Genomic DNA, 16,124 nt, shown 5'->3' on the forward strand with positions numbered 1-16,124 from the left:
TCAGTATACCCTTTCCTTTTGTCAAAAAAATCATTATATCTCTCATCAAAATTCAATAAAATGAAACAAGAATAAGCGGGGATTACCCGCCCCCGCTTATCCTTCGTCTATAATATTAAAAACTTAATTTTCAGCTATTTAATCTAGAAATTTTTTCTTTCCATATATAATTATTGCTGATCACATACTTTTGTATCATTCACTATTGAAGTTCCTTCAACGGTTACCGTATGAAAACAGTCATTTACACGAACTGTCACAACATTATCTTGCCGATCAATAACGTGATATTCATTAAAATTTTTATTTAGAGCACTGCGAATTTGTTCTCCCTCATAAATTGGAATGCCATGTGATAAAACCCAAATAAGCCCAGCGATAGCAAGAATAGTTTTCATACGATCTACCTCCTTGAGAATATAGTGAACTTTTAATCCGTTCTTTTAGCTCCACTAATCATAAATGGAATGAACTAAGCCTTTTTGGAAATAAGTTCATTTCGTCTATTTTATGTTTATGCTAATTGTGAACGAATTGTGACAACTTTTTGTCTCTTTAGACGAAAAGTTGAAACAAAACTTTCAAAAAGGACAATTCTACTTGAACAAACGAAAGGCTATGGAGAATTTCTCCATAGCCTTTCGTTTGCATTTTATTAGACAATCATTCCAAATTATACGTGACTAATAAATCTTAACCCTTTACTTAAAGAAGTCGGCACAACAGATGCGTGATTCTCCCCTTCAGCTTCATAAAACGTAAATCTAAACTGATCGTGTTTTACTTGGAAAAGGCGCTCTGATAATTCGTTTGCCCCTACAACCATATGCTCTCGTTCTAGTGACCCAACTGTAAGGAACACTCCCGTTTCAAACTTGGCACTGTTTAATTCATTTATAAGATTCTCTTCTTTTTCAAGAACAGATTGGTTATTCCACCAAATAGATGGACTACTAATAAAATAATTTTGAAAAGCATTTGCGTTTGTGAATAGTATATGTAAAGCAAATAAACCACCTAGTGAATGCCCAAATAACGTTTGTTTTCTTTTATCAATCTCGTAATTCTTTTCAATCTGCGGCTTTAATTCTTCTTCGATAAAAGTAAAGAAATTATGTGCTCCTCCTGTTTTTGGCCACGGTTTACCGTCTGGTTTTAAAGGCGCATCTTTTGAAATTACGCTAGGCGTAAAATCATAGCATCTTTCTTCACCTGAAAATGCCCCTTCAATCGGATAACCAATACCTACTATAATGGCTGGTGAAACACCTGTTTTCTCTGCTCTAACTGATTGTATTTTAACCGCTTCATGGAATGTTTGAAAAAAGGCATTGCCATCTAATACGTATATAACAGGATAGCCCGACTCTGGTGCTGGCTGCCTCGGTTTTGAAATATGAATTTGATATTCCTTACCTTCTATTTTCGAATACATTTTCCACTGTTCCGTATTAGATGTTATAATCTGCTGTTTTTCAATCGTAGTATTCATCTTATATCCCCCCTTTTTAACTCGTTACATATATTTCAACTTTCTCTTCTTTAAGTCCAACGCTATCGTACCCAAAACAAACAGGAGACCCATTATACGGATCAATCATGACACGCGCATCAATATGAAATACTTCTTTTAACACTTCATTTGTAATGATTTCTTCTGGGATACCAGTTGTAACGATTTCCCCTTCCTTCATTGCAATAATCTCATCTGAAAACCTTGCTGCATGGTTAATATCGTGTAGTACCATTACGACCGTACAATTATGTTCTTTATTTAATCTCTCCACAATTTGTAATACATCTAATTGATGAGACATATCAAGGTATGTTGTTGGCTCGTCTAATAGCAACACTTCTGTTTCTTGTGCTAATGCCATCGCTAGCCATACCTTTTGTCTTTGGCCTCCTGATAAATTTGCAATTTGTCTCGTTCGAAATTCAGAAGTTTTCGTTATATTTAATGCCCAATCAATCATTTCTTTATCTTTTGTCGTTAACTTATTCACGTTATTTCGATGTGGATAGCGTCCATAAGAAATTAATTCTTCCACTTTAAGTTCACCTGGCGCAATTGGAGTTTGCGGGAGTAAAGCTAACTGCTTCGCAATTTCTTTCGTTGGAATTGTATGTAAATCTTGTCCTTGCAAATATACTTTTCCGCTTTTTTGTTTTAAAATTCTTCCCATTGTTTTTAACAATGTCGATTTACCGCAACCGTTTGGACCTATAATTGTCGTTACTTTTCCTTCTTGTATTTCCACATTTAAATCGCGAAACACTGTAAGCTTTTCATAACTTGTTTCTAAATTTTTTGCACTTAAAATACTCAATTTTATTCCTCCTCTTACGCTTTCGCCTTATAAAGTAAATATAAGAAATACGGTACACCGACAATAGAAATAACGATTCCAACTGGTAGCTCTACAGGTGTGAAAACTGTTTTCGCAATAAAGTCTGAAGCAATTACAAGAAACATTCCGATTACGCCGCACGTAGGAATGATATGCTTATGCTGAATACCGACAAGCCTTTTCGCTATATGCGGTGCCATTAAACCAATAAAACCGATACTCCCTGAAACAGCAACACATGCACTCACAAGTCCGATACTACTTAATAGTAAAATTGATTTCTCTCGTTCTACTGAAACACCTAAACTTGTAATACTCGTTTCTTCCAATTGAAATAAATCTAATAAATAAGCTTTCTTTTGTATCAGTGGAATTAAGATAATAAGCCACGGTAACATAGCTACAATATACTTCCAGTTCGCACTATATATGCTTCCAGACACCCACACTGCAGCCATCTCGAAATCAGTTGACTTCATTTTGAGTGATAAGTACATAGAAAAGGCTCCAAATCCTGTCCCAATTGCAATGCCTGTTAATAAAAGTCGCTGCGAATCCAACTTACCGTTTTTCCAAGAAAACAGATAAATGATGATAGCTGCACCTAATCCGCCTACTAAACCAAACATTGGCATCATCATAATAGAAACCCAGTCTGTGCTTTTTAATTGCCCTTGAAAGAAAAACATAAAAATGACGATCGCTGTTCCTGCTCCGGCATTTACTCCTAAAATACCTGGGTCTGCCAATCCATTTCTCGTAATCCCTTGAATAACGGCACCTGCAACACCAAGGCCTAATCCTACTAATCCAGCAATTACAATACGCGGAAGACGAAACTCAAAAATAACTAAATCATGTTCTGGTACTGGTTCAATTCTAAAAAGTGTTTTAAATACATCTGTAATCGTAATATCAAACGTACCATTCGTTAAACTAATGTAAATGGCACATAGTATTAAAAATACAATAATCCCCATCGTCATCCCGAAACGTTGACTTGAACTTTTAAGCATGTCTCTCTCCTCCTCTTGTACGAATTAAATAAAGGAAGAAAGGAATTCCAATTAAAGATGTTACGACTCCAATTGGCGTTTCAAATGGATAATTTACAAACCTACTTAAAACATCACATAAAGCTAAGAAAACGCCGCCAATAATGCCTGCACATGGCAAAATCCACTTATAATCTACCCCAATTATAAAGCGGGTAATGTGCGGAATAATTAAACCTACAAAACCAACTTTCCCCACTAAAGCAACTGCTGTTCCTGTTAAAAAGATAACTGATAAAATTGCCATCGCTTTAACTAGTTTTGTACGCTGTCCTAAATTAATAGAAACCTCTTCGCCTAATGAAAGAATGGTAATAGATTTTGATATTAACAACGCTAAAATTATTCCAATTATCCCAAACGGTATCGTGATTTTAATTATATTAGGATCTACTTGATCTAACTTTGCATTAAACCAAAAACTAACATTTTGAGAAATTTGAAAATACGAAGCCATGGCAGCCGATACACTGCTTAAAAATGTTCCAATAACTGTTCCTATAATCGCTAACCTAACTGGTGATAAGCCATTTTGGAGGAGCGAACCAAAACCAAACACGATACCAGCTCCTAGTGCAGAACCAATCATTGAACATACAACCATACCAATTGATGACATTCCCGGAAGAAAAATCATGCTAAGCGTAATAACAAAGGCAGCACCATCCGTCACACCCATAATAGAAGGGGATGCAAGATAGTTTCTTGTCATCCCCTGCATAAGTGCTCCTGATATGGCTAGAAATGCTCCGACTAAAAGAGCTGCAACTACCCTTGGTAAACGTGAAGTAATAATAATATTATGATTTACATCACTTGAATCAAAATGAAATAATGCGTTCCACACTGTTTCAGCATCAATACTTTTCGCCCCATACAAAATCGAAAGTATAACTGTAAATAAGATGAGTATGGGTGCTATACATAATATAGTTACTGGTACTGCATTTGTTTTCTGCATATCATTCAACGCACCTTACTTATTGTATTATTTAGATAAATTTTTCACTGCTTCTTTTAAGAATGCTGTTTTACTCCAAGCAGTACCACCTTGTGCCATTGGATCTACGACATTTACAAATACTTTCTTTTCCTTCGCAGCATTCATACTTTGCCAAATTGGATTGCTTTCAATTTCTTCTAACACTTTCGGGTTTTTATTTTCACTTGCCTCATATTGTAAGAAAATATAATCCGGGTTAAGTTCAGCAAGTTTTTCAAATGAAATTTTCTCTTGTGCTTTTACAGTTTTCAATTGTTCTGGAGCAGTTAGTCCAAGATCTTTATAAATTACAGGGTTGAAGTATACTCCTTCTGGATATAGGAATAATTCATTTGCTCTTAGTCTTATGACAAGTACTTTTTTATCTTTTAACTTATCTCCTAGTTTTGCTTTTGCTTTTTCAGCATCCGAATTGTAATCCTTAATAATTTTTTCTGCTTTATCTTTTTTACCAGTTAATTCTCCCATTAACTTTAAGTTATCTTCCCAATTTGTTGAAACGTGTGATACCGGGAATGTAGGAGCTACTTTTGTAAACTTTTCAGCTGTTTCTGCTGGGAATTTCGTACTCGATGTAATAACATCTGGTTTTAATTGTAGTAATGTTTCGAAATTTGGTTGCATTTTCTCACCAACAGATTTAGCACCTTCTAACTCTTTTTCAAGATATTTTGGTAATTTACCACCTACAGTAATGGCACCAACTGGTTTAATTCCAAGTACTGCCGCATCTTCCATTGACTCTAAACTAGCTGTCGCAATTTTATCTACTTTTGCTGGCACTGTATACTCTTTACCTAAATATGTAATTTTTCGTTTTTCATCTTTTTTCGTTTCCGTAGCTTTTGTCTGTTGTTTTTGCTCACCTGAAGTTTTATCCGCACTATTACATGCCGCTAAACCTACACTTAAAACTGTAACCATCCCTAAAGTAAATAATTTCTTGTTCATCTTTATATGTCTCCTCTCGAATTTTCAAACTATATTCTCAATAAAATTCAACTATATGAATCTTGTCTTACATATATATTTCATTAGATTAATAATTCTATCCAGAACTCATTCTCGTTCACTTCCCCTAAGCTATAATTCTTTTATACCTCATCCATTGATAACGCTTTTCATTGATAATGATTATCGTTACTAAGTATATATTTAATATGCAATTATTTCAAGAATGATTTGAAAAATTTTAACAAACTGAATTAAAAAAAGAAGTATTCCCCTAATATTAGGGAGATACTTCTTTTTTTTAGAAATTGATATGTAATTCAACTGGACAATGGTCTGATCCCATTACTTCACTATTAATTTTCGCTTCTGTTATTTGGTCTTTCATTCTTTCCGAAACAACAAAATAATCTAAACGCCATCCTATATTTTTCGCTCTCGCGCCCATACGATACGACCACCACGAGTATGCATCTTCTTGATCAGGATAAAGGTAACGATACGTATCAATAAATCCTTCTTCTAAAATACATGAAAATTTCTCTCGTTCCTCATCAGAGAATCCAGGGTTTTTACGATTACTTTTTGGATTTTTCAAATCGATTTCTTTATGAGCAACATTTAAGTCTCCACAAAAAATAACTGGTTTTTTCTCATCTAATCGTTTGATATAGGACCTGAAATCATCTTCCCATTTCATTCTGTAATCTAATCGTTCTAATCCACGTTTTGAATTTGGTGTATATAACGTTATCATATAAAAATCTTCGAATTCTAAAGTAATAAGTCGCCCTTCTTGATCATGCTCTTCAATGTCTAAACCATATGTAACTGAAAGCGGTTCTTTCTTCGAAAAAATAGCCGTTCCTGAATATCCTTTTTTCACAGCATAATTCCAGTATGTATAATATCCCTCTAGATTTAAATCAATTTGCCCTTCTTGTAATTTAATCTCTTGTAGACAAAATATATCAGCACTTGATTCCTCGAGATATTCCAAAAATCCACCTTTTGCGATAACTGCTCGCAAACCATTTACATTCCATGAAATTAACTTCACTTTTAGCCCTCCTCTTGATGTTTATTTCCAAATTTCATGCTATCACAAAATAGAAAAACAATCATATTTTCATCTTTGTAATCTTGCTCTTACATTTATGAATACATACATACGGACTTTATTCAGGTTATACTAATTTCAGAGGTGATGTTCTTTGCACAATGAAGGAGTTACATTAACAAATGAGTATTGGCAAGCAATTATTCATAATGATTCTTCCTATGATAGCAAATTCTTTTATGCTGTGAAATCAACTGGAATCTTTTGCAGACCATCATGCAAATCAAGAATACCGAATAGAAACAATGTACGAATTTTTCATCATGCAGAGCAAGCATTAAGTGAAAACTTTCGCCCGTGCAAACGTTGTAAGCCAAATGGGATCACTTTACCTAATGAAGAGTGGGTAGAACAAATTAAAGACTATATCGAAAAGCATTATGACGAATCCTTAACTCTCGACATGCTTGCGGAAATGTGTCACGGTAGCCCTTTTCATTTACAGCGTACTTTCAAAAGAATAATAGGGCTAACTCCTATAGAATATATACAACAATTCAGGGTTCTTAAAGCAACCGAATACCTTTTACACACAAATCAATCTATTAAAGAAATTAGTACTGCTGTCGGGATAGAAAACCCAGAGTATTTCGCAACTTTATTTAAAAAGAAAACCGGATTTACTCCTACTAAATATCGAAAAAAGAACGAAATGAAAGAGGGATACGATAATGAATTCCTACAAAAATAATTATATATATTGGACGCTACTTACACATAAAAATTGGCGATTTCATATTGCTGCAACTGAAAATGGACTATGTTTCATTGGATCACAAGACGAAAACTTTGAAGAATTAAATATATGGGCTAGAAAAAATATGCCCCAACATATATTGATTCATACTCCAGATTACTTGCAAATATATAAACAAGAAGTTATCGAGTATTTAGAAAACAAGCGAGAAACTTTTACATTTCCTATCGATGCTTATGGAACTAATTTTCAATTATCTGTTTGGAATGCGGTACGTGAAATTCCTTATGGAAAGACCTATTCTTATACAGAAATTGCTGAAAGAATTCAAAAACCTAAAGCTGTGCGCGCCGTTGCTTCTGCTATTGCTGCTAACCCTCTTCTTATTACCATTCCTTGTCACCGCGTTATTGGGAAGAATGGGAAACTAACCGGATTTAGGGGCGGATTAGAAATGAAGAAAAAATTGCTTACATTAGAAAAGTTGCAGGTGGAATTCATATGACAGCAGAATATAATAGCGCATTATCTATAGCAGTTCCAAAAGAATTTTGTTTCCAAGAAAATTTACGTTATCTATCACGTTCTAATAATGAATGTATGTTCCATATTGAAGATAACAAAATTTATAAAGTTATCCCTGTTCAAGATGTAAATCCTTTAGTTGAAATTAGTGTGAATACAGATGGAAATATTCAAATACGTTGTTTAGAAGAATCATATACATCTGAAAAATCGATACGTGAAGCTGTAGCTAACTATGTAAAAGAATGGTTTGATTTAACTACTGATTTAACCCCCTTTTATACATTAGCTAAACATGATTTACTCCTTCAAGGACCAATTGAACAATATTATGGCCTTCGTACTTTAGGTATTCCAGACTTATTTGAGGCACTTTCCTGGGGAATTATCGGTCAACAAATTAACCTAACATATGCTTATACGCTAAAAAGAAGATTAGTTGAGCAATTTGGAAGTTATGTAGAATGGGACGGTAGAAAACATTGGATATTCCCATCACCTGAAACAATTGCAAATCTACATGTAGAAAATCTTCAACAACTAAAACTGACGACTAGAAAATGTGAATATTTAATCGGTATTGCGAAGCTTATTACAGAGAGAAAACTATCAAAAGAGGATTTACTGCAAACACAAGATGTAAAAGTTGCTGAGAAACAATTAACTGCTATCCATGGTATAGGCCCATGGACTGCCAACTACGTTTTAATGCGTTGTTTAAGATTTCCTTCAGCTTTTCCAATTGATGATGTTGGTCTGCATAATGCAATTAAATTTATAACAGGTTCCGAAAATAAACCGACTAAAAATGAAATAAAAGATTTCGCGGCAAACTGGGCTAATTGGGAGTCTTATGCGACTTTTTATTTGTGGCGAGTACTATATTAAAAGAACCCAAGTAGCACATTCGTACTACTTGGTTCTTTTTTAAGCTTGCTCCTCAAAACGTCTTGCAATTTCCACAATAACTTGAACGGCTTTTTCCATAGTATCTACCGAAACATACTCAAATTTACCGTGATAATTTTCACCACCAGTGAAAATATTCGGCGTCGGTAATCCCATATATGATAATTGTGATCCATCTGTGCCTCCGCGAATCGGATGAATATTCGGTTCAATGTCTAAACTTTTCATTGCTTCATATGCAATATCAACAATTTCTCTTACCGGTTCAATTTTTTCAAGCATGTTATAGTATTGATCATTCATTTCTAAAACGACTGCATCTTCGCCATACTTTTCTTGCATAGTCTTCACAATATTTTCAACGTTATTTTTACGCGCCTCAAAATTTTCACGATTAAAGTCTCGAATAATATAATACGCTTTACTTTGCTCAACATCACCACTTAAAGAAAGTAAATGATAGAATCCTTCATAGCCTTCTGTATATTCTGGCGCCTCTTCTACTGGTAAATACCCGTTAAACTCCATAGCCAGTTTAGTAGCATTGCGCATTTTATTTTTCGCTGTTCCAGGATGTGTATTCGTTCCGTTAAACGTTAACTTAGCACCTGCAGCATTAAAACTTTCATACTCTAAACCACCTAATGGGCCTCCATCCATCGTATAAGCAAATGATGCACCAAACGCCTCTACATCAAAATGCGCTGGCCCACGACCAATTTCTTCATCCGGTGTAAATGCTACTCTTATTTTCCCGTGCTTAATTTGCGGATTATGTATTAAATGGTTCATTGCAACCATAATTTCTGTAAGACCAGCTTTATCATCTGCTCCAAGAAGTGTCGTACCATCAGTTGTAATAATTGTATGGCCTTTATAAGATGGTAACTCTGGAAATTGTTCTGGTGTTAACACAACATTTAGCTCTTCATTTAACGTAATTGCGTTTCCGTCAAAGTTTTCATGAATTTGTGGTTTTACATTTTCCCCTGTAAAATCTGTTGCTGTATCTAAATGTGCTAAAAAGCCGATTACAGGAACATCCTTATCGGTATTAGCCGGAAGTGTTGCCATTACATACCCGTTATCGTCCATCGTTACTTCTGTTAACCCAATTTCTTTTAGCTCTTCCACTAATAACTTACCAAACTCAATTTGTCCTGGTGTTGTTGGTACTGTATGGCTTTCTTCATTTGATTGCGTATCAATTTTTACATATCTCGTAAATCTTTCAATAAGTTCTTGTTTCAAGTTCATTCACTCCCTTTTATGTTTCTCCCTCCATTATAATCCTTAAAACGAAATATTTTAACTTTTTTGACTGTGAAGATGTATATTTAATTTACATTGTTAACATTTTTAAACGAATGATAAAAAGACATAATATTTGTACATTAAAACCGTAACAGGTAACATACATAATTATAAAATATGGGAGGTTTTAAAGATGAGGCTAACTCTCTTTCGCTATTTTCTTTTTTTCTTAGGATTAATTTTCTTTGGCCTTGGAAATGCTCTTGCAGTCAAAGTAAAATTTCTCGGTTTACATCCTTGGGAAGTTTTAAATATGGCTCTCTACCAAAAGTTTGGATGGACGATTGGTACGTGGAGTGTCATATGTGGGTTATGTCTCGTTCTCATTTCTTTACTAGTAGATCGAAAATATATAAATGTGGGAACATTTTTAAATGCACTACTTATCGGTCCGATTATGGACTTTTTCTTACAATCAAATATTCTTCCAAACGCTAGTGATTATTTATGGTTAAACTTACTCATTTTATTTTCTGGTATCGCCATTACGGGTATTGGGGGAGGTATGTATGTTGCTGCTGGAATTGGCGCTGGACCTCGTGATGGATTCATGCTTACTATTTCCGACAAAACAGGACTATCTATTAGCCGTGCTAGAATCATAGTAGAATGTATTGTACTAGTTATTGGATTTATGCTCGGTGGCCCTGTTTTTATCGTAACTTTTCTATACACTTTTATTCAAAGTCCAATCTTTCAGCAATCATTTAAGGTATTTCAAACACTTTTACATACTTTACAAAACAAAGATAAAGTTAGTAAACATATTTAAATTACAACTTAATACAAATCAAACACCCTATTTACGATTCTCACCGCAAATAAGGTGTTTTTTTATCTCATAATTTTAGAATATATACTACTCATTCACAATAAAAGTATATACATCGTCATAAATACAGCCATTTACCCTTATAACGTACTTCCCGGGTTTACTAAAACTAATTGTGTATTTATTTAGCTGAATTGCTTCTTTATCTCCAGAAAGAACATCAATGCTTCTGCCACTTAATACATATAATTCATTTAGATTCATTGATACATCAATTACATTGAAATTCTCCTCTTTCACTTGCTGTGCTTCCGCAACGCTTACACTTGGTTCTAAAAACAGTAGTCCACTTAATCCAATCGTCCCCGCTAAAGCAACTCCCGCAAACTTTTTAATCTGTTTCATTACAATGACCTCCTTATAGATTTTGCGTAAAGGTGATGTCCCCCTTACACCACAAAGCCTATATGTAATGAAATGAAAAGTAAACGGAGACAGTAAGACAAAATTCTACATCTTTTTCTCATATTGAATATAAATCCAACGTTTGGAGTTTTGACACATTTAAAATTGTTTCCCTAAACCAATTTCCTCATACTTTATTCAAATACTGAATAATTACTTATTGATTTAACATTCTAAAAATAGTTGATAAAGATACTTTCTATTCAAAAAAAGATTTTGCTATAAAGTAACTTTTACAACAAAATCCATGCAACTAATTTTATTCCTCTTTCCATAATCTCTCCACATTCATTAATTGTTCTTCTTTAAACTCCATCTTATATATATCTGGTTTTGACGTATTCATTAAAAATTCAAAACCATATTGTTTATCAAAATAATTTATCATTAATGTCATGACAAGCCCATGTGTACCAATTACAATTTTGCGTCCTTGAAAATCCAATAAGATTTCTTTTAATACTTTCACTACTCTTCTCTGGCAATGTGCATATGACTCTCCTTCCATTCGTGCAAAGTCCGGATTAGAGAACATCTTCTGTACAAGTGGGTACACCTCTTTGTCTGATATAACCTGATCCTCACTTGAAAACATACACTCTTTAAGATTTTCATATACTACTATTTCTTTTTCATGGAAATTAGCTGACTCCTCTATCGTTAACATAGCCCGATTATAAGGACTGGAAATAAAAGTATCAATCCTCTCCGCTTTTAATATGTCAGTTACTCTACGGGCATCCATATGTCCCCTCTCAGTTAACCCGCGCATTCTTTCATTTCCTTCTAGTTTTGGTGACTCACCATGTCTAACCATATAAATATATGTGCTCATAATTTCTCCTTAAAATTTTTTATAAAGTGAAACTTTAATTAGCCCTCACTAATCGGGCTTTTACAGGAAAATAGCGAGATAAGTTAATAAATCACGTTCATTTATCCCATTTCAACACTTAGGCGTAATACTAAAATACTTTATAAACTGTGCTGATTTGTTCGTCTAATCCATTCTCCTACTAAACTCTCAAATAATTCAGGCTGCTCAATTTGCAAATTATGCCCTGCCATATCTAACACTGCTAATGTTGCCCTTGGATATTCTTCAATAATTTCTATAATATTTTGATAACCTACTGATATATCTTGTCTTCCAGTCAGTAAAAGAACGGGATTTTCATATTTTTCACGCTGAAAATCCATAGTAAGAGAGTAATTCTTTTGCAACCTTTCAATAAATTCATCATTAGCAACATCTAACCCAGGCTTAATTTCTTCTTTAAATCGCTTATATGTATATTCATTTGCTATTACAGCTAACTCACAAAATTCCTCTCTTTCTGTGGAAGTGAGCGTATTTAAAAATTCCTCATCTTGTACAATTACCTGTTTATCTGGAAGAATCCTTTTTTCTGGCTCCGCCACAACAACAGGACATACTAATAGTAATCCGCTAACTCTCTCAAACATCTTTGCAAGTATACCTTTGGCTAAATAGCCTCCATATGATTCTCCTACCAATAAAAATTTTTCAGTAGAAATGATTTCCTCAATAAATGTGATAAGCACTTCTATTATACGATCTGAACTATTTATCCAATTTGGAGCATTCGATTTTCCCATTCCAGGTAAATCAATATATATTCGCTTATAACCTTCATATTTCTGAAATACTGATTCCATACATTTCATCATTAACCTATGGTCAGGGGCGCAGCCATGTATGATAATGACCGGTTTACCCTCTCCCACAACTTCATAGTATATTTCTGCATCTTTAATTCGATATATCATAAAAAACCTCCCTATTTAGTGGTAATACTATTCCACTCTGTAAGAATACACGTTCTTATTTTATATCCTTTCTCAACATTTTCACAAATGTTAATTTTCAGATTAAAAATAAAAAGCTCCCCAAAAAAAGATACTCATCATTTTATATGCAATTTTGCATCTCCACTTACAAATCACTAAAAAAACTTTACAATTCAAAGGATGACTAAATATACAATTTCTATTTAAAGTCTTGATGCAGTCTATACTATCAACCGCAATATTTTTTAAACCTTAAGAATACTTACACTCTTTAACACTTTCCTTATAAACATGATTTTTATAAGGAAATCTGATACAATTCTTAAATAATATTATTATGTATAGATATAACGAACATAGTGCATAATTAAAGAAGGTGATTTCATTGAAATTAAATAAAAATTTACAATTATGTATATTAATCGGAACATTAATATGCTATTCAATCTATTTTATGTTTTTCTATCTGTTCCCTACTCATTTTTCAAATTCAGATGTACGCTTCGCTTCACTTGTCGTTGAAGCCATTACATTTGTATCACTGATTTACTCTATATATTCTAAAAAAGTCAGTTCAAATCCGTTTTGGATATGTATTACAATAGCAATTGGTAGTTTTTTATTAGGGAAAATAGTATATACATATCAAGATAGCTTCTTCGAAATTCCAATACATCGTTTTACGGTTTCTGATGTATTTTATATGTTTTTTCTATTTTTCTGTCTTATCGCTTTCTGCTATAAAATCTTAAAGGAATGCAATAAATGGGAAAAAGCGTTCTTTATTTGTGATATATGCATAGTGCTTACTTCCATATTTACATTAGAATGGTATTTATTTAATCAACCAAATTTAAATATATTCGCTCTTTCACTAGGAGATGTTTTCCTTTCATTTTTATACCCAATTGCAGATTTATTATTTCTACTGCTAGGTGTTAGTCTCTTTTTCCGTCCAACAATTTTTAATTCCAAACGGAAAATTTATATCTTTATTTTTGTATTAATAAGTTCTGCAACTTTTAACTATATTTATTTTTACTTAAATAACCACTTATCAACTGAAACGATAATATTATTACGTCTTTTATATAGAATACCTATATTACTTATTGCAATAGCTGGCTCTATTTCAGAAGATCATAATAGCCATAAAAATTATTTCCTTGTAAACCCTATAATAGGAAAAAAAGCTTTAGTTGTATTTCCCTATCTTGCTGTTGCAATACTAATCGGGTTTACATTAAAAGAACAAACATCATCTTCCACTCTCATTACAGGAAATTGTATTACTTTTATTTTCGTACTCATTCGTCATTCTATCGTACGTATGCAAAACAATTCCTTAACAAAACGTTTGCAGGCATTTAATGCCCAACTAGAAGAAAAAGTTACTTTACGGACGTCTGATTTAGTTCATAAATCAGAGGCTCTTTCTCAAAAACAGCAAAAGTTTAAATCATTATATGAATATCATCCTGACCCTATCTTCACCATTGATTTAAATGGAATATTCTTAAATGTAAATAAGGCTGGGAGTGTACTACTTGGGGTACCAACGGATGAGTTATTAGGTGAAACTTGTTTTTCGATCATTTTAGATGAAGATAAGCATAAGCTAGCATTGGCATTAGAAAAAGTGAAACAACAAGAATCGGCATTCTTACAACTTAGTTCTCAATATAAAGATGGCTTTACTTATTTTTTATACGTTACAATCATTCCTATTATAATAGACGGACAAATTTCAGGAAGCTATATTATGGTGAAAGATATTACTGCACTAAAAAAACAGCAAGAAGAAATAAAATATTTAGCATTCCATGACACTGTAACGAAAATTGGGAACCGTGCCTTTTTCCATAAGAAATTAAAGAGAGTTATAAAAAATGCTAAAATAACAGAAAGCGAGTTTGCATTATTATATTTAGATTTAGATCGCTTTAAAGCAATTAACGATACACTTGGACATTCGTCAGGAGATTACATATTAGAAGAAGTAGCAAAGCGATTCGAATCATGTCTTCCATCACATGCTCATCTTTCAAGAATCGGTGGTGATGAATTTACAATCATAATTGAAAACTATACTGACGAAGATTACTTATTCCAATTATGTAACCAATTATTTAAATGCATGAAAAAGTCATTTATCATACATGAGCATAAATTAACTTTATCACTGAGTATCGGCCTCGCTATTTATCCACATTCGGGAATCGATACCGCTACACTTCTGAAAAACGCTAATGTTGCAATGTATGATGCAAAAGCAAAAGAGTTTAACTCTGTCTCTATTTATGACGATGTAATCGCTAAAAAAATTGAAAGACGATTACGATTAGAAAAAGATTTACCAAACGCTCTACAAAATGAAGAATTGTTCCTTTTGTATCAACCTCAAGTTGATAGTGAATCTAATAAAATTATCGGTGCAGAAGCTTTAATTAGGTGGAATCATCCTGAATTAGGTATTATTTCTCCATACGAATTTATTCCGATTGCAGAAGAAACACTACAAATTATTTCAATAGGAAAATGGACATTAGAGCAGGCTTGTAAGCAAATGAAACGTTGGCACGCACTCGGATATTCACATTTAAAAATAGGTGTAAATTTATCTGCTAAAGAATTTGAACAAGAGGATTTTGTAAAATCTATTTCTTCTACTTTAACAAATACTGGTTTACCAGCAAGCTCTCTTAATCTTGAATTAACAGAGCGAATTGCAATGATGGATGAGCGAGAAACATTGATAAAACTGCGTACACTAAAAAGTTTAGGGATTCACATTTCAATCGACGATTTTGGTACAGGTTATTCTTCGCTAGCCTACTTACCTTTATATCCAATTGATACGTTAAAAATCCCGAGAGAATTTATTACAATGTCTGAAACATGTGATGATGGAATGGAAATTATTAAAACAATCATCACATTAGCAAATACATTAGGAATGTCTGTCATTGCTGAAGGTGTAGAAACGAAAGAGCACGTAAATTTCCTTCAAAAAAATAAATGTCAGTTTATTCAAGGTTATTATTACAGTAAACCTATTCATATTCATGCATTTACTGAGCTATTAGAAAACGGCATTCACCCATAGTACATAGCCAATTGAAATAAATAATAATGAATTTGAACAAATAT

16 protein-coding genes are annotated in these 16,124 nt (G+C 33.2%); 5 read left to right on the forward strand and 11 right to left on the reverse strand.

All coding sequences use genetic code 11. From position 1 onward, the window contains the following. Nucleotides 1-170 precede the first annotated feature (170 nt). The 7 genes from CGQ22_RS26095 to CGQ22_RS26130 form a co-directional block, all read right to left on the reverse strand. Nucleotides 171-398 (reverse strand): hypothetical protein, encoded by a 228-nt coding sequence (locus tag CGQ22_RS26095; protein ID WP_089149553.1) that lies wholly within the window; start codon nucleotides 396-398, stop codon nucleotides 171-173. A 275-nt stretch (nucleotides 399-673) separates the two neighbouring features. After that, complete coding sequence (locus CGQ22_RS26100) at nucleotides 674-1,492, reverse strand: alpha/beta hydrolase (RefSeq protein ID WP_001098316.1); 819 nt, start codon at nucleotides 1,490-1,492, stop codon at nucleotides 674-676. A 16-nt stretch (nucleotides 1,493-1,508) separates the two neighbouring features. Further along, nucleotides 1,509-2,330, reverse strand: a complete 822-nt coding sequence (locus tag CGQ22_RS26105; protein ID WP_000025767.1) for an ABC transporter ATP-binding protein — start codon at nucleotides 2,328-2,330, stop codon at nucleotides 1,509-1,511. A 14-nt stretch (nucleotides 2,331-2,344) separates the two neighbouring features. Then, nucleotides 2,345-3,367, reverse strand: a complete 1,023-nt coding sequence (locus tag CGQ22_RS26110; RefSeq protein ID WP_000920457.1) for a FecCD family ABC transporter permease — start codon at nucleotides 3,365-3,367, stop codon at nucleotides 2,345-2,347. Continuing rightward, nucleotides 3,360-4,367: a FecCD family ABC transporter permease gene (locus CGQ22_RS26115; RefSeq protein WP_001173065.1), complete on the reverse strand. Its 1,008-nt coding sequence runs from the start codon at nucleotides 4,365-4,367 to the stop codon at nucleotides 3,360-3,362. The genes CGQ22_RS26110 and CGQ22_RS26115 overlap by 8 nt, the downstream gene beginning before the upstream one ends. 27 nt (nucleotides 4,368-4,394) lie before the next feature. Beyond that, on the reverse strand, nucleotides 4,395-5,360 hold the full coding sequence (locus tag CGQ22_RS26120; RefSeq protein ID WP_001035506.1) for an iron-hydroxamate ABC transporter substrate-binding protein: 966 nt from the start codon (nucleotides 5,358-5,360) through the stop codon (nucleotides 4,395-4,397). A gap of 301 nt (nucleotides 5,361-5,661) precedes the next feature. Beyond that, complete coding sequence (locus CGQ22_RS26130; protein ID WP_000767615.1) at nucleotides 5,662-6,420, reverse strand: exodeoxyribonuclease III; 759 nt, start codon at nucleotides 6,418-6,420, stop codon at nucleotides 5,662-5,664. A gap of 154 nt (nucleotides 6,421-6,574) precedes the next feature. Between CGQ22_RS26130 and CGQ22_RS26135 the strand changes: the two genes are divergently transcribed. From CGQ22_RS26135 to CGQ22_RS26145, 3 genes are read left to right on the forward strand one after another with little or no spacing between them, the layout of a single operon-like run. Further along, entirely contained in the window at nucleotides 6,575-7,171 is a 597-nt protein-coding gene (locus CGQ22_RS26135; protein ID WP_089149554.1) for a bifunctional transcriptional activator/DNA repair enzyme AdaA, read from the forward strand. Continuing rightward, nucleotides 7,152-7,682, forward strand: coding sequence for a methylated-DNA--[protein]-cysteine S-methyltransferase (locus CGQ22_RS26140; RefSeq protein ID WP_001089844.1), 531 nt, complete (start codon nucleotides 7,152-7,154; stop codon nucleotides 7,680-7,682). The genes CGQ22_RS26135 and CGQ22_RS26140 overlap by 20 nt, the downstream gene beginning before the upstream one ends. Continuing rightward, nucleotides 7,679-8,590, forward strand: a complete 912-nt coding sequence (locus CGQ22_RS26145) for a DNA glycosylase (RefSeq protein ID WP_089149555.1) — start codon at nucleotides 7,679-7,681, stop codon at nucleotides 8,588-8,590. Before CGQ22_RS26140 ends, CGQ22_RS26145 begins: the two co-directional genes overlap by 4 nt. A gap of 39 nt (nucleotides 8,591-8,629) precedes the next feature. Here CGQ22_RS26145 and pepT read toward each other — a convergent pair whose 3' ends face one another. Further along, nucleotides 8,630-9,862 carry a peptidase T gene (gene pepT, locus CGQ22_RS26150; protein ID WP_089149562.1) on the reverse strand — a complete coding sequence of 411 codons (1,233 nt, stop codon included), beginning with the start codon at nucleotides 9,860-9,862 and terminating at the stop codon, nucleotides 8,630-8,632. Between the two features lie 196 nt (nucleotides 9,863-10,058). Here pepT and CGQ22_RS26155 point away from each other — a divergent pair, with 196 nt between their 5' ends. After that, nucleotides 10,059-10,697 carry a YczE/YyaS/YitT family protein gene (locus CGQ22_RS26155; protein ID WP_001241254.1) on the forward strand — a complete coding sequence of 213 codons (639 nt, stop codon included), beginning with the start codon at nucleotides 10,059-10,061 and terminating at the stop codon, nucleotides 10,695-10,697. Nucleotides 10,698-10,784: 87 nt separating this feature from the next. Here the strand turns inward: CGQ22_RS26155 and CGQ22_RS26160 are convergent, their stop codons facing one another. The 3 genes from CGQ22_RS26160 to CGQ22_RS26170 all read right to left on the reverse strand — a co-directional run bounded on the left by CGQ22_RS26160 (nucleotide 10,785) and on the right by CGQ22_RS26170 (nucleotide 12,953). Next, nucleotides 10,785-11,102: a hypothetical protein gene (locus CGQ22_RS26160; RefSeq protein WP_000809491.1), complete on the reverse strand. Its 318-nt coding sequence runs from the start codon at nucleotides 11,100-11,102 to the stop codon at nucleotides 10,785-10,787. A 319-nt stretch (nucleotides 11,103-11,421) separates the two neighbouring features. Then, nucleotides 11,422-11,997 (reverse strand): histidine phosphatase family protein, encoded by a 576-nt coding sequence (locus tag CGQ22_RS26165; protein WP_061884504.1) that lies wholly within the window; start codon nucleotides 11,995-11,997, stop codon nucleotides 11,422-11,424. A 140-nt stretch (nucleotides 11,998-12,137) separates the two neighbouring features. Beyond that, complete coding sequence (locus tag CGQ22_RS26170) at nucleotides 12,138-12,953, reverse strand: alpha/beta fold hydrolase (RefSeq protein WP_000640344.1); 816 nt, start codon at nucleotides 12,951-12,953, stop codon at nucleotides 12,138-12,140. Between the two features lie 406 nt (nucleotides 12,954-13,359). On the opposite strand from CGQ22_RS26170, the gene CGQ22_RS26175 reads away from it, so the two are divergent. Next, a complete protein-coding gene (locus CGQ22_RS26175; RefSeq protein WP_139032787.1) occupies nucleotides 13,360-16,080 on the forward strand; it encodes a bifunctional diguanylate cyclase/phosphodiesterase in 2,721 nt (906 codons plus the stop codon). The last annotated feature ends 44 nt before the right edge of the window (nucleotides 16,081-16,124 follow it).

The sequence above is a fragment of the Bacillus sp. M13(2017) genome (genome assembly GCF_002218325.1).
Taxonomy (GTDB): Bacteria; Bacillota; Bacilli; order Bacillales; family Bacillaceae_G; genus Bacillus_A; species Bacillus_A thuringiensis_K.

What these genes read in the sequence shown, in the direction of transcription:
- CGQ22_RS26140 (WP_001089844.1), top strand. Translation starts at nt 7,152, where the DNA reads ATGAATTCCTACAAAAATAATTATATATATTGGACGCTACTTACACAT.
- CGQ22_RS26115 (WP_001173065.1), bottom strand. Translation starts at nt 4,367, where the DNA reads ATGCAGAAAACAAATGCAGTACCAGTAACTATATTATGTATAGCACCC.
- CGQ22_RS26155 (WP_001241254.1), top strand. Translation starts at nt 10,059, where the DNA reads ATGAGGCTAACTCTCTTTCGCTATTTTCTTTTTTTCTTAGGATTAATT.
- CGQ22_RS26145 (WP_089149555.1), top strand. Translation starts at nt 7,679, where the DNA reads ATGACAGCAGAATATAATAGCGCATTATCTATAGCAGTTCCAAAAGAA.
- CGQ22_RS26110 (WP_000920457.1), bottom strand. Translation starts at nt 3,367, where the DNA reads ATGCTTAAAAGTTCAAGTCAACGTTTCGGGATGACGATGGGGATTATT.
- CGQ22_RS26160 (WP_000809491.1), bottom strand. Translation starts at nt 11,102, where the DNA reads ATGAAACAGATTAAAAAGTTTGCGGGAGTTGCTTTAGCGGGGACGATT.
- CGQ22_RS26120 (WP_001035506.1), bottom strand. Translation starts at nt 5,360, where the DNA reads ATGAACAAGAAATTATTTACTTTAGGGATGGTTACAGTTTTAAGTGTA.
- CGQ22_RS26170 (WP_000640344.1), bottom strand. Translation starts at nt 12,953, where the DNA reads ATGATATATCGAATTAAAGATGCAGAAATATACTATGAAGTTGTGGGA.
- CGQ22_RS26100 (WP_001098316.1), bottom strand. Translation starts at nt 1,492, where the DNA reads ATGAATACTACGATTGAAAAACAGCAGATTATAACATCTAATACGGAA.
- CGQ22_RS26165 (WP_061884504.1), bottom strand. Translation starts at nt 11,997, where the DNA reads ATGAGCACATATATTTATATGGTTAGACATGGTGAGTCACCAAAACTA.
- CGQ22_RS26095 (WP_089149553.1), bottom strand. Translation starts at nt 398, where the DNA reads ATGAAAACTATTCTTGCTATCGCTGGGCTTATTTGGGTTTTATCACAT.